The sequence below is a fragment of the Micromonospora maris AB-18-032 genome (assembly GCF_000204155.1).
Taxonomy (GTDB): Bacteria; Actinomycetota; Actinomycetes; order Mycobacteriales; family Micromonosporaceae; genus Micromonospora; species Micromonospora gifhornensis.
This window is the reverse complement of record NC_015434.1, coordinates 4,591,758-4,605,625: the sequence shown is the minus strand read 5'-3', so window position 1 is coordinate 4,605,625 and position 13,868 is coordinate 4,591,758. Positions and strand designations below refer to the sequence as shown.

Genomic DNA, 13,868 nt, shown 5'->3' with positions numbered 1-13,868 from the left:
ACCTTGTTAACGCCTCCGGTAGTAGCGGGGCCCCTTCTTAACACTCCGGTCGGCGCGGGCCGAGGGCATCGGGCGTGGCGGGTCGGGAGGCCGAGTCCGCTCAGCGCAGGCCGAGGGCACCGGGCGTGGCGGGTCGGGAAGCGAGCCACCAGGCTGCGGTGGCGGCGACGGCGACCGCGCCGCTGAACACGAACGGCGCGCCCAGGCCGGCGCGGGCGGCCAGCGCGCCGCCGGCCAGCGCGCCGAGTGCCGTGGCGCTGTAGGTGACCAGGCGGGCAGCGGCGACGACCCGACCCAGCAACCCGCCGGGCACCAGCCGCTGCCGTACCGACAGGGCGGCGACGTTGAGCACGGCGAACGCCGCGCTGGTGGCGACCACCACGACCACGGCCACGGTCCGGTCGGCGACGACCGCCAGCAGCACCGGTACGCCCGCGGTGACCGCCATCGACCAGGTGAGCACGGTGCGGTGGCGGAACCGGGCGATCAGCCGGTCGGCGGTGAACGAGCCGAGCAGACCGCCGACCGCCCCGGTGGCCAGCAGCAGTCCGAAGCCGAACGCGCCGAGGTCGAGGGCGTCGCGGGCATAGAGCACGAAGATCGCGAACCAGGCGGTGTCGGCGGCGGCCACGGCGGCGGTGACGAGCACCAGGGTTCGTAGCATCGGCTGGCGCACCAGCCAGCGCAGGCCGGCCAGGACACCGTCGCCGTCGGCGACCGGCGCGTCGTCGTCGCTGCCGCGCCGGTGGGCCAGGGTCAGCGGCAGGGACAACACCAGCATCACCGCCAGGGCGAGCGTGGCGCCGTTGACGGCGAACGGGATGGCGGCACCGACGACGAACAGCAGCGCCCCCACCGGGGGGCCGACGAACTCGTTGCCGACGATCTCACCGGCGACGAGCCGCCCGTTCGCCTTCTCCAACTGGGCGTCCGGGACGAGCCGGGGTACGGCGGTCTGGGCAGCCGTGTCGCGGATGGTCTCGCCGACGCCGAGCAGGAACGCGGCGGCCACCACGAGGGCGATGGTCGCCCAGCCCAGGGCGATCGCGGCGGCGAGCGTGCCGAGCACGACGACCCGGCCGGTGTCGGCGACGGTGAGCAGGCTGCGGGCCCCACGGCGGTCGGCGAGGGCACCGGCGAGCAGGCCGGACACCAGCCAGGGCAGGAACTGGGCGGCGGCCACGGCGGCGACCGCCAGCGGATTGTCGGTGAGCGTCGCGGCCAGCAGCGGGAAGGCCGCCACCCGGATGCCGTCACCGAGGTTGGCCAGCGCGGCCGCGCTCCAGAACGTCCAGAACGGCCGGCCCAGCGATCGTCGATTCCGATCCATCCCGCGAGCCTAGGCGCAGCCCGCGTCCGGCGGGACACCACCCGGGCCGTCGATGGGTCAGCCCGGCAGGCCCCGGTCGCGCGGCGGGATCCGATCGTCGTAGCTCCCGGATCGCCCGGAGTAGCGGCGACCGTCGAGGTACGGCAGGCCGTTTGGCGTACAGCCGTGCAGGCCGAGGGTCTGCTGCTGCATCACCGGCGCCGGTCGGCCACGGCCCGGGCACAGTTCGTGGCCCATGCCGAGACGGTGACCGACCTCGTGATTGACCACGTACTGACGGTAGTGGTCGACGTCGGTGCCGAAGCCGGGTGCGCCCTTGACCCAGCGGGCGACGTTGACGACCACCCGGTCACCGTTGCGGCAGGAGGTGTAGCCGTCGGGGACGTCCTGGCACAGCCGGTCCCGGGTGACCGGGGTGGCCAGATAGATGGTGAAGTCAGGACGACGGTCCGGGCCGACCCGGCGCAGCCGCCACTGCCCACCGGCGCTCCAGCCCTGCGGGTCGGAGAGGATCCGGCTGACCTCGGCGGCGAACTCGGTAAGCGCGATGCCCTCGATGCCCCGCTCGATCGCCACCTGGTAGCGCAGCAGCCGACCCGGCCCGGTCCTCGGTGCCGCCTCGCCACCGGCGACGTCCCAGCGGTTGGCGCCCCGCGCCGGGTAGCTGACCGGCGCAGGGGGCGTGGACGCGAGCGGTGCGGCGGCCACTCTCGGTCGGCCGGTCGGCGACGCGGTCACGACCGGCGCGAACGGCGCGGCGGGCGCGGGCATCGCCGGGGCACAACCGGCCAGCACGACGGCGACCAGCGGGGACGCCCACGACCGGCCGCGACCGGCGGGCATCCGAGGGGCGTACGACATCATGGTTCTCCCTCCACTGCCTGCCCGGGTCGGGGCGGCGGGGAGGAAGACGACCGGCATCGGTGGAAAGTTCATCCGCCGACGGCTCAACCTTTTCGGGGCCTCGCTCGTCAGGACCGGTCGTGGGGCAGGCAAGAGGTGACGATGGCCAGGGGTGACGCCGAGTTCGTGGAGTTCGTCCAGGCGGCCTCCGGCCGGTTGGCTCATGCCGCGTACCTGATGACCGGCGACCACCATCAGGCCGAGGACGCCGCACAGACCGCGCTGGTGCGTACCTATGCGTCGTGGTCGCGGGTACGTCGCGACGACCCCTACGCCTACACCCGACGCGTGATGATCAATTACATAGTGGACAACTGGCGGCGTCCGATCCGGGAGTACCCGGTCGACGAGGTTCCGCACCAGCGACGCGGTGACGTCGCCGACGAGGTCACCGCCCGGCGCTGGCTGCAGCTCGCCCTCGGCGCACTCACCGCCCGTCAACGGGCGATCGTCGTGCTGCGCTACCTGTTCGACCTGCCCGAACAGCAGGTCGCCCGCGAGCTTGACGTTTCCCTGGGCACGGTGAAGAGCACCACCTCCCGGGCCCTGGAGAAGCTGCGGCAGACCCTTGTCGAACTGCCGACCGCGCCGGGAGGCGACCGATGAACGAGACAGATCGCCTCCGCGCGGCCATCCGGGCCACCGAACCGGACGACCGGGGTCGGTTCGACGTGGACACGATCATGCGGCAGGGGCGTCGGCTGCGCCGCAGGCGACGGGTGGTCCGGGGCGGGACGGCCCTGCTCTCGGTCGTCGTGGTGGCCGTCGGTGCGGCGACCGTGCTCCGCCAACCCGATCCGTCCGAGCGCGGGCCGCAGCCCGCAACCACCTCGTCGACGGCCACCATGGTCACCGAGCCGACCGTCGGCGCGGCGACGCCGCCCCCGGCACGGCCGCCGATCGGTACGGTCCTGAGCACCGGCATCCGGTACGGCGGCGACGAGCGGGTCTTCTACTTCGTCGCCGTCGACGTGCCCCGGGCGCCCGAGGTGACGATCGGCCTGGTCGCCGGGCGGCGTTCCGCCACCGGCGCGCTGACCGTTGACTACCTGGTCAACGACGTCGAGGGCAGCGACCGCCGACCCGGCTTCCACGAGCTCGGGTACGAGCCGTCGGCGCAGCTGCTCCCCGACGATCCGGTGCCCACGTTCGGGTACTTCGTCGGACCGGCCACCCGGATCATGGGATCGATCGGCGGGCAGCGGCTGAAGGCGGAGTTGGCCAGGTGGAGCGAGGACGACGACGTGGTGGTCTTCTGGTTCCATCCGCAGGTGCTGCGCCCGGGGCAACGGCTCGACGGCATCCTCGCCTGGGACGCGCAGGGCCGGCGGCTCTGATCCGTCCGCCGGCCCGGCGCGTCACCGGGTCTCACACCGCGTTGTCGGCGATGACCTGGCGGTACCAGTGGGCGCTGCGCTTGAGCACCCGCCGCTGGGTGGGGTAGTCGATGTAGATGAGTCCCCAGCGCTGGTCGTAGCCCTCGGCCCACTCGAAGTTGTCGAGCAGCGACCAGACGTGGAAGCTCTCCAGGGGCACGCCGTCGGTGACGGCGCGGTGGGCGGCGGCCAGGTGGTCGCGCAGGAAGGTGACCCGGCCGGTGTCCTCGACGGTGCCGTCGGCGGCGAGGACGTCGGGGGTGGGCAGCCCGTTCTCGGTGACGGTCAGCGGGATCGGGCCGTAGTCGCGGGTGACCCGGGTCAGGATGTCGTACATCCCGTCCGGGTAGATCTGCTGCCAGCTCGCCTCGGAGGTGGGCCAGCGGCGCACCGTGCCGCCGTTGGCGGTGACGTAGATCGGGGTGTAGTACTGCACCGCGAGCACGTCGACCGGGGAGGAAATGATCTCCAGGTCGCCGTCGCGGATGCCCCGGACCATCCGGCTGGTCGGCCCGAGGTCGGCCAGGACGTCCTCCGGGTAGCTGCCCTTGAGGGCGGAGTCGAGGTAGAGGCGGTTCTCGTACCCGTCGTACAGCCGGGTGGCCTCGGCGGCGGCGGGCGAGTCGTCGGCGGGGTAGCAGGGGTGCAGGTTGAAGGCCGGCCCGATGCGGCCGGTGCCACCCTCGGCGCGCAGCGCCTGCACCGCGAGGCCGTGGGCGAGTTGCAGATGGTGGGCGACGAGGTAGGCGGCGTCCGGGTCCTGCCGGCCGGGGGCGTGGTGGCCGAACAGGTAGCCGTTCTGCACGACGGTCTTGGGCTCGTTGATGGTGAGCCAGACGGGCACCCGGTCGCCGAGCGCCTCGAACACGGTCGCCGCGTAGTCGGCGAAGCGGTACGCCACGTCGCGGGACTCCCAGCCGCCGGCGTCCTGCAGGGTCTGCGGCAGGTCCCAGTGGAACAGGGTGGCCATCGGGGAGATGCCGCGCTCGTGCAGCCCGTCGACGAGGCGACGGTAGAAGTCGATGCCCCGCTGGTTGGCGGCGCCGGTGCCGTCGGGCTGGATGCGCGGCCAGGAGATGGAGAACCGGTAGCTGCGCAGCCCCAGGTCGCGCATCAGATCGAGGTCTTCGGCGTAGCGGTGGTAGTGGTCGGCGGCGACGTCACCGGTGTCGCCGTTGCGGATGCGTCCCGGCGTGTGGCTGAAGGTGTCCCAGACCGACTCGCCCCGGCCGTCCTCCTTGGCGGCGCCTTCGATCTGGTACGCCGAGGTGGCTGCGCCCCAGCCGAAGTTCACCGGGAACTGCAACCGGGCGGCGGAGCTGGCGGCCGGCTCGGTGGGTTCGGCGTCCTCGCCGGGCTGGCAACCGGCAAGGGCGGTGGCGCCGGCTGCGGTGGTGACCGCGCCCAGTGCGGCGCCGGCCGGCGTCACGGCGGTGGCCGACAGCGCCGCGCGGCGCAGCAGGTGGCGCCTGGTGAGCATCGACATGGGTTCTCCTCGTGGGTGGGGTGGCCGCCGCGCCCCTCGGGAGCGCTCCCAATACAGCGTAAAGGGTGGGCGGCCGCCGCTGGCGCATGATCGTCACAGATCACGGACGACCGCGGTGGCGGCGGAGACAAAGGTGGGGGTTCTGGCGGTCAGCCGGTCGGGCGTCGGGTGTGGCGGGACCGGGGTGCGCCGAGTTCCGCGGGCGGACCGGCGGCGTGCTCCCGGAGGTGGTCGGCGGGGCAGCGCACGGTCGGCGGGCGGGGCATACTGCCGTGCGGGGCGCGCGGGTGATGCGCGTCTGACCCGTCGGCCTCTTTTCCCATCGTGAACGGGGGTTTAGTGTGGGGACGGGGGAGGGCAACCCCCGTCCCCACCGTGTTGCGGTACACGCACGTGCGGATTGGCGTCCCAGTCGTGCGTGTCGCGCGGGAGCCGGGCCACGCGAGTGGCTTGAGGATCCACCTCCCCTCACTGTGGTGGGGTGACGGCTGACGGCGGTGTCCGGGCTGGCCCGCCGTCGGCCTGCGGTCTTAGTACCCGTTGCTGTGGGCACAGCGCCGGGTAATCCAATGCTTGGAGCTCCGTCGATGGAAGCGCTCCCATCGACGTTGTTTGCGACTGTAACGCCCGTCACGGCTTTGTGAAAGCCCCAAAATAAGATCGAAACAACCGAGTGCTTCCGGAAGTGTGATCTCTGGTGCTGGGAGCGCTTCCATGGCACACTGTCGATCGACCACGTGGAGCCAGGTATGCGTGAGCGTGGGGCCGCCGAGGGCTTCCGGTGTATCCGGTACGGCGCCCTGATCGCAGTGGGTGTCTGACGACGACCTGCTGCGTTCCGGCCGGTCGGCCGGCCCACCACCATCCACCGGCGTCTCGCGTCCTGTCGTCTGCGAGGCGTCCCGCCGGGGCGGCACCGCACCCGGCCTGGTTCGAGGAGACACCGCGCAGATGAGAAATCTGGCAAGACGTCGCCGCCTGGCGTGGCTCGGCGCCGCGGCACTGGCGATCGGCGGGGTGACCGTACCCGCCGGCGCCGCGCAGGCCGCACCGGCCTGCGACGTGGTCTATGAGACCAATGACTGGAGCAACGGCTTCACCGCCAACATCACCCTCAAGAACCTCGGCGACCCGGTCAACGGCTGGACGTTGCGGTTCGCCTTCCCCGGCAACCAGCGGGTCACCAACGGCTGGTCGGCCCGGTGGAGCCAGAGCGGCAACCAGGTCACCGCCGTCAACGAGGCGTGGAACGGCAGCATGGCCACCGGCGCCAGCACCACCATCGGCTTCAACGGCTCGTACACCGGCAGCAACCCGAAGCCGACCTCGTTCTCCGTCAACGGAGTCACCTGCGGTGGCGTCGCCCAGCAGCCTCCGACGGTGAGCCTGTCGGTCCCCGCCGGCCCGTTCACCGCTCCGGCGACCGTGCCGCTGACCGCCACCGCGAGCGACCCGGACGGCACCATCGCCCGCGTCGAGTTCTACCGCAACGGACTGCTGGTCAACACCGACACCACCGCGCCGTACGCGTACACCCTGGAGAGCCTGCCGGCCGGTGACTACACGGTGCAGGCCCGGGCGTACGACAACAGTGGACTGTCGGCGATCGCCGAGCGGTCGTTCAGCGTCACCGCGTCCACCGCGCCGGCGGTGGTGGCCACCCCGACCGCGCTGACCGTGCCCGAAGGCGGCAGCTCGACGTTCAACGTCAAGCTCAGCCGCGCGCCGTCGGCGAACGTCTCGGTGAGCCTGACCCGCACCGGTGACACCGACATCACCGTCCCGTCGACGCCGCTGACGCTGACCACGAGCAACTGGAACAGTGGCGTCGATGTGACCGTCCAGGCCGCCGAGGACGCCGACACCGTCGGTGGCACCGCGACGATCACCGCCTCGGCCGCCGGCCACACGCCGGCGACGGTCACCGTCACCGAGATCGACAACGACGTGCCGGGCGGCGACGGCGAGTACGTGCAGCGCTTCCTCACCCAGTACAACAAGATCAAAAACTCGGGCTACTTCAGCCCGGAGGGCGTGCCGTACCACTCGATCGAGACGCTGATCGTCGAGGCGCCCGACCACGGCCACCAGACCACCTCCGAGGCGTTCAGCTTCTGGCTGTGGCTGGAGGCGTACTACGGTCGGGTCACCCAGAACTGGGCGCCGTTCAACAACGCCTGGACGGTGATGGAGACCTACATCATCCCGTCCACGGCCGACCAGCCGACCGCCGGTTCCGCCGGTGACGCCACCTACGCCGCCGAGAACGACCTGCCCAGCCAGTACCCGTCGCAGCTGAACGCGAACGTGCCGGTCGGCAAGGACCCGCTGCGCGCGGAACTCCAGCAGACCTACGGCACCGGCAGCATCTACGGCATGCACTGGCTGCTGGACGTGGACAACGTCTACGGCTTCGGCCGCTGCGGCAACGGCACCACCCGTCCCGCGTACATCAACACCTTCCAGCGGGGCACCCAGGAGTCGGTGTGGGAGACCGTGCCGCACCCCTCCTGCGACACCTTCGCCCACGGCGGCCCGAGCGGCTACCTTGACCTGTTCATCAAGGAGTCCGGCACCCCGGCCAAGCAGTGGAAGTACACGAACGCCCCGGACGCCGACGCCCGCGCCGTGCAGGCCGCGTACTGGGCGCTGACCTGGGCCAAGGAGCAGAACAAGCAGGCCGACGTGGCGGCGACCGTGACCAAGGCCGCCAAGATGGGTGACTATCTGCGGTACGCGCTGTTCGACAAGTACTTCAAGCGCATCGGCAACTGCGTCGGGGCCACCCAGTGCCCGGCCGGTAACAACCGCGAGTCCGCCCACTACCTGCTCTCCTGGTACTACGCCTGGGGCGGCGCGTACGAGACCAGCCAGAACTGGTCGTGGCGGATCGGTTCCAGCCACAGCCACTTCGGCTACCAGAACCCGTTCGCGGCCTGGGCGCTGACCAACGTCAACGAGCTCAAGCCGCGCTCGTCGACCGCGGCGGCGGACTGGAACAACAGCCTCACCCGGCAGCTGGAGCTCTACACCTGGCTCCAGTCGGCCGAGGGTGGCATCGCCGGTGGCGCGACCAACAGCTGGGGCGGGCACTACGGCACGCCGCCGGCCGGCACCGCCACCTTCTACGGCATGTTCTACGACGAGGACCCGGTCTACAACGACCCGCCGTCGAACCAGTGGTTCGGCATGCAGGCCTGGTCGATGCAGCGCATCGCCGAGCTGTACCTGGTCAGCGGTGACGCCCGCGCCAAGGCCCTGCTGGACAAGTGGGTGCCGTGGGCCATCGCCAACACCACGCTGGGTGAGGACTGGTCCATCCCGGCGGACCTGAAGTGGACGGGCCAGCCCAACAACTGGAACCCGACCAACCCGCAGCCGAACACCAACCTGCACGTCGAGGTGATCGCCAAGGGTCAGGACGTCGGCATCGCCGCCTCCTACGCCCGTACGCTCATCGCCTACGCGGCGAAGTCGGGCAACGTGGCGGCGAAGAACACCGCCAAGGGCCTGCTGGACGCGCTGCACGGCGAGAGCGACGCGCAGGGTGTGTCGACGGTGGAGAAGCGTGGCGACTACCGGCGCTTCGACGACGTCTACGACGCCTCCACCGGGCAGGGCCTGTACATCCCGCAGGGTTGGACCGGTCGCATGCCCAACGGTGACGTGATCGCCCCGGGCAAGAGCTTCGTCGACATCCGGTCGTTCTACAAGAACGACCCGGCGTGGCCGAAGGTCCAGGCGTACCTCGACGGTGGACCGGAGCCGGAGTTCCGCTACCACCGGTTCTGGGCCCAGGCGGACGTCGCGATGGCGTACGCCGACTACGGGAAGCTGTTCCCGAACGGCTGACGAACAACGTCCTCCGGGTGGGCGGTGACCCACCCGGAGGCTCCGGCCGGGCCTCGGGGGTAGAGGCAGGACCGGCCGGCGGCCTGACGCCCACGGTCAGGCCGGGGTGGGTCGGCCCTCTGGCCGACGCAGCGGAGTAGTCGACCCACCCCACCGCCCCCCGATTCGACAGTGACACCGCGCAGATCGTGAAAAAAAGTGACCGCCTCGGGATAACAACACCGCCGGGGACGGAGTAACGTACATCACCGGAGAGGCCGCTCCCCCCGTGGCGGCCTCTCCCTTTTGCTGTTGCGGCCACAATCCTCCTCGCCGTCGGCCCGACGCCTCGCAACATCTCCGTCCGGCCGCCGTGCCGCCCACCGTTGCCCCTGCTCAGCTGCGCCTGACGCCGGTGCCGACGCGGTCGGCGGGCCACTGGTGGACCTGCGGGCAGCGGCGGCTAAGTTGTCCGGGTGCGCGTGACGCCGAGGGGTGGGACTGCGGTCTGGTTGGTCTTGTTGGCCCTTGTCCAGACGGCGGCCTTCATCGTCGTCTGGCGATTCGCCCTCTACACCGACGTCGGCCAATGGATCGACACGGCGGCGTTGACCGGCAACCGGATCGGCCGTGACCACATTGAGGATCCGGTGGACCGGATCCTCAACGCGATGTCCGTGGTGTCGCTGCTGGCGGCCACCGTGACGATCGGGTTCATCGCGTTGATCCGGGGCCGGGTGGCCCTGGCGGTGGCGGCCACCCTGCTGATCGCCGGGGCCAACGTCACCACCCAGTTGCTGAAGTACGGCCTGGTCCGGCCCGACTACGGCATCGACCCGGAACGGGCGTACGTGGGCAACAGCCTGCCCAGCGGGCACACCACCGTCGCTGCCTCGGTGGCGGTGGCGCTGGTGCTCGTCCTACCGCCCAAGGGTCGAGCCTTCGCCGCCGTGGTCGGTGCCGCCTACGCGGCCCTCGCCGGGGTGGCGACCCTCTCGGCGGGCTGGCACCGCCCCAGCGACGCGGTGGCCGCGTTCCTCGTCGTCGGCGTGTGGGCCGCGCTGGCCGGCCTGCTGCTGCTGATCACCCAACGGGAACAGGCGAAGGTATCCTCGGCCGACGCGCACCGGGGCGTCGCTCTGCTCCTCGGCATCGGTGGACTCCTGGCGATCGCGGGCTGCGCGCTGGCACTGTCCTGGCTGGCGGGGCAACGCGCCACCGCGGCGGCCGAGTTGCCCCGCCACCCCCTGTTCGTCGGGTACGCCGGCAGCGCCGCCGGCATCGCCGGAACGATGGGGGTGGTCATGGCGCTGGCCCTCTCCGCCGTGCACCGCATCGTTCCTCGCCACAAGGGCTGACCACCCGCGCCGACTGCGAACCTGGTCGCGGTGGGGCTGACCGCCTCCACGCAGACCGCGTACCCGGTAACGACGGACTGGCAATGCCTTCTGGCGCGCCCCGGGTGGTTACCGGGCGTCGGTGGAACTCCAGGTGATCGCCCGCCCGTCTTCACCACCGACCGAGTGAGGTACCCGTGTTCCGCGCCGGCTTCCACCTGCACGACAGCCTGACAGCGCGGGTCCTGCCGGACGACGGCCTGACAGTGCGGGTCCTGCCGGACGCCGGCCTTCACCCGCTCCCGGCTACGGGCACCGACCACGTCGACCCGTCTCATCCGTGCCCCCACACCACGGCGTCCGGCCCTTGCCTGCAAGATCATGCTCGATCCTGGATCGAGTGGGTTGAGTATGAGAACGAGACAACTCGATCCGGGATCGAGCGCGATCATGAATCGTGGGTCCAGTGGAAGGTGGAAGAGGTGCGATGGACGGGCGATCGGCGATGTTCGTGACAGGGCCGCCCGAGAGGGGGCCGTCCCGGTCGGGGTTGTCCGAGACGGAGTTGCCCGAGCCGGGGCTGTCCGACGCAGGGCTGTCCGAGGTGGGGTTGCCCGAGCTAGGGCCGTCCGACGCAGGGTTGCCCGATGTGGGGCTGTCCGAGGTGGGGGAGCGCTTGGGGGACGCCGATCTCGTTCGGGCGGCTTTCCGCGAGGAGTGCCTGCGGCTTGGGGAGGTGCTGGCGACCCTCGATCCGAAGGACCTGGCCCGGCCGACCGGCTGCGTGCCGTGGACGGTGGCTGAACTGCTGGCACATGTCCGCACCGGTGCCGGCCGGCTGATCGACATGCTGGCTGCACCGGCGCCGAACGGCGCCCTGGTCGACGCCGCCGGCTACTTCGGTGCCGCCAAGTTCACCACCGAGGTCGATGCCGCCCGCATCGAGTCGGCCCGCGCCGAGTCGGCTCGCATCGAATCGGCTCGCATCGAGGCGGCTCGGGCGGGAGACGGGCGGGTTGAGGGTGGTGGGGAGAGGTTCGGCTCGGACGGTACGCGCCGAGGGGTCGGATTGGGTGAGGACTTCGATCGGGCCTGGCGCGCTGCCCTCGCGGCCGTCGAGGCGAACCCACCGGATCGGGTGGTACGCACCCGACACGGCGATGCGATGACGGTGACGGAGTTCCTGCGTACCCGGGTGGTGGAGGTCGGGGTGCACGGCCTGGACCTGGCGGCGGCGCTGGACCGGCCGCCGTGGCTGACCACGGCCGCCAGCCGGGTCATCGCCGATCTGCTCACCGCGGGCCGCTTCCTGCCGGCGGAGCTGGGCTGGGACCGGCTGACCCTAATCGCCAAGGTGACCGGGCGCACTCCGTGCAGTCCTGCCGAGCAGGCAGCCCTCGCCCGGGTCGGCCTGCCGCTGCTCGCCTTCGGCCGCTGATCCCCGCCGAGCGGGCCGGCTGCGTCGAGCGGGCCGGCTGCGTCGAGCGGGCCGGCCCCGTCGAGCGGGCCGGCCCCGTCGAGCGGGGCTCGTTACCGTGCCGACTCAGGCTCGCTGCCCATCGAGGCCGCGAAGTCTCCGCCCGCGCCGACGGCTGGGTCGCGATTCGTTGAGGCCGTACCTCGGGGTGCGGGTACGTGGGGGAGGGCGGCACGCAGCCGGGCCAGCACCACCGGGTCGATGCGGCCGGGGGCCAGCCGTTCCTCCAGGTTCTCCAGGCCGGCCCACTCGACCAGCGCGTCCTGCGGATCGGCCGGGTCCGCCGGGTGGCCGAGGGCGGTGAGCAGGCCGGCCACCTCGGCGGCCACCGCGCCGGTCAGGTCGAGCAGGGTGGCCGGGTCGGGGCGGCTGAACATGAGGGTGTGCACGGCCAGCAGCCGGTCGAGTTCGGTGATCGGGTCGGGGTGGTCGTCGACCCGAAGATCGATCATGAGGTCGCCGGTGCCGCCGTACCCTCCGCCGCGACGGACCACGACGAGCCCGGCGCTCTGCTGGCCACGTCGATCGCCGCCGGCCTGCTGGCCGGCGCGCAGCGCGGCGAGCAACCGCTGCGCGAACGGCAGGTTGGTACGGGCCAGCCAGGTGTCGCGCAGCGCGTCGATCACCTCGGGGCCGGTGAGGATGTTGCCCTGCGCGGCCCAGCCGTCGCCCGCCTGGCCGCCCGCCCAGTCCCGGCAGTGCTCCCCGGTGTACGTGGCACCGGGACCCGTGGCGGCGACCACACCGACCTGGCGGTGGTCACGTTCCGGGTCGGCCGCGACCAGACCGGCGACCACACCCGCCGCCGTCACCCCGGTACGTAGCAGGGCGAGCCCCTGCGGCCGGTAGGCCAGGTTCACGTGCGCCTGGGTGGCGATCGCGCCGACCTGCGCCTCGGCCGCCGGCACCAGCGCGCCGGCGGCCAGGAAGCGACTGGCCACGGCGACACCGTGCAGGTGGCCGTCGGCGGAGCGGGCGACGAGTGAGAAGGTCACGCCGGCAAGGTTAGCGCTGGTCACGGCCGGGTCGCCGATTCGGCGAGGGCTTCCCGGTCGACCGGGAAGCCGACAGGATCTTGCCTGGGAGACCGCGCGGCGGGCACCATCGATCGATGACGACGCGATGGGCGATGACGGTGCCGTTGGACGGGGTCGCGCTGGCCGACCATGCCGCCGTGTACGAGGCTCTTGCCGATGCCGGGTTCACCGACCTGTGGTCCTCCGAGGTCAACGGCGTCGACGCCTTCACCCCACTGACGCTGGCCGCCGTCTGGCAGCCGGGGCTGCGGCTGGGCACCGCGGTCACGCCGGTGTTCACCCGTGGGCCCGGTCTGCTGGCGATGAGCGCCGCCGCGCTCGCCGACGTCGCGCCGGGCCGGTTCGCCCTGGGCATCGGTGCGTCGTCGCCGGTGGTGGTGTCCGACTGGAACGCCGTCGAGTTCACCGAGCCGTTCCGGCGTACCCGTGACGTGCTGCGGTTCCTGCGGGCGGCGTTGCGGGGGGAGACCGTCGACGGGGCGTTCGACACCTTCGCGGTGCGGCGGTTCAGCCTGCAACGTCCGCCGGCCGTACCGCCGCCGTTGCTGCTGGGCGCGTTGCGCCCGGGCATGCTGCGGCTGGCCGCCGCCGAAGCCGACGGGGTCATTCTGAACTGGCTCGCCGCCACCGACGTGCCCCGTGCCGTGGCCGAACTCGGCGAACGCCGTCCGCAGTTCGAGGTGGTCGCCCGGATCTTCGTCTGCCCCACCGAGGACGCCGGGTACGCCCGCACCCTGGGGCGCCGCATGATCACCAGCTATCTGACGGTGCCCGCGTACGCGGAATTCCACAGGTGGCTCGGCCGCCAGGAGGCGCTGTCGGCGATGTGGGAGGCCTGGGCGGCCGGTGACCGGCGGGCCGCGCTCGCCGCTGTGCCGGACGAGGTGGTGGACGCGCTGATCGTGCACGGCTCACCCGAGCAGTGCCGGGCCAAGGTCCGCCGGTACGCCGAGGCCGGGGTGGACGTCCCCGTACTGGCGCTGCTGCCCACCCCCGAACTGGCCGCCGGGGACACGGCCGCCCTGACCACGATGATCGCTCGGCTCGGCCTCGGCTGATCGGATCGTCCCGTGTCGCGCTGAGCCCGGACG

10 protein-coding genes are annotated in these 13,868 nt (G+C 71.9%); 6 read left to right on the top strand and 4 right to left on the bottom strand.

The annotated features are described in order from the left end of the window. Positions 1–100 precede the first annotated feature (100 nt). Entirely contained in the window at positions 101–1,330 is a 1,230-nt protein-coding gene (locus VAB18032_RS20255) for an MFS transporter (protein ID WP_013734772.1), read from the bottom strand. A gap of 57 nt (positions 1,331–1,387) precedes the next feature. Next, on the bottom strand, positions 1,388–2,191 hold the full coding sequence (locus tag VAB18032_RS20250) for a DUF3152 domain-containing protein (protein WP_013734771.1): 804 nt from the start codon (positions 2,189–2,191) through the stop codon (positions 1,388–1,390). 144 nt (positions 2,192–2,335) lie between these two features. Between VAB18032_RS20250 and VAB18032_RS20245 the strand changes: the two genes are divergently transcribed. Both VAB18032_RS20245 and VAB18032_RS20240 read left to right on the top strand, forming a co-directional pair. Further along, positions 2,336–2,839 carry a SigE family RNA polymerase sigma factor gene (locus tag VAB18032_RS20245; protein WP_013734770.1) on the top strand — a complete coding sequence of 168 codons (504 nt, stop codon included), beginning with the start codon at positions 2,336–2,338 and terminating at the stop codon, positions 2,837–2,839. Further along, positions 2,836–3,570: a hypothetical protein gene (locus VAB18032_RS20240; RefSeq protein ID WP_013734769.1), complete on the top strand. Its 735-nt coding sequence runs from the start codon at positions 2,836–2,838 to the stop codon at positions 3,568–3,570. The genes VAB18032_RS20245 and VAB18032_RS20240 overlap by 4 nt, the downstream gene beginning before the upstream one ends. A gap of 31 nt (positions 3,571–3,601) precedes the next feature. On the opposite strand, the gene VAB18032_RS20235 is transcribed toward VAB18032_RS20240, so the two are convergent. Next, complete coding sequence (locus tag VAB18032_RS20235) at positions 3,602–5,095, bottom strand: GH1 family beta-glucosidase (RefSeq protein ID WP_013734768.1); 1,494 nt, start codon at positions 5,093–5,095, stop codon at positions 3,602–3,604. A 951-nt stretch (positions 5,096–6,046) separates the two neighbouring features. Here VAB18032_RS20235 and VAB18032_RS20230 point away from each other — a divergent pair. The 3 genes from VAB18032_RS20230 (at position 6,047) to VAB18032_RS20220 (ending at position 11,701) form a co-directional block, all read left to right on the top strand. After that, entirely contained in the window at positions 6,047–8,947 is a 2,901-nt protein-coding gene (locus tag VAB18032_RS20230; protein WP_013734767.1) for a glycoside hydrolase family 48 protein, read from the top strand. Between the two features lie 455 nt (positions 8,948–9,402). Further along, entirely contained in the window at positions 9,403–10,284 is an 882-nt protein-coding gene (locus VAB18032_RS20225; protein ID WP_043721383.1) for a phosphatase PAP2 family protein, read from the top strand. A gap of 643 nt (positions 10,285–10,927) precedes the next feature. Beyond that, complete coding sequence (locus VAB18032_RS20220; RefSeq protein WP_043725138.1) at positions 10,928–11,701, top strand: maleylpyruvate isomerase N-terminal domain-containing protein; 774 nt, start codon at positions 10,928–10,930, stop codon at positions 11,699–11,701. A gap of 92 nt (positions 11,702–11,793) precedes the next feature. On the opposite strand, the gene VAB18032_RS20215 is transcribed toward VAB18032_RS20220, so the two are convergent. Then, positions 11,794–12,735, bottom strand: a complete 942-nt coding sequence (locus VAB18032_RS20215; protein WP_013734764.1) for a DUF1028 domain-containing protein — start codon at positions 12,733–12,735, stop codon at positions 11,794–11,796. A gap of 134 nt (positions 12,736–12,869) precedes the next feature. Here VAB18032_RS20215 and VAB18032_RS20210 point away from each other — a divergent pair, with 134 nt between their 5' ends. Beyond that, positions 12,870–13,835, top strand: coding sequence for an LLM class F420-dependent oxidoreductase (locus tag VAB18032_RS20210; RefSeq protein WP_013734763.1), 966 nt, complete (start codon positions 12,870–12,872; stop codon positions 13,833–13,835). Positions 13,836–13,868: the final 33 nt, after the last annotated feature.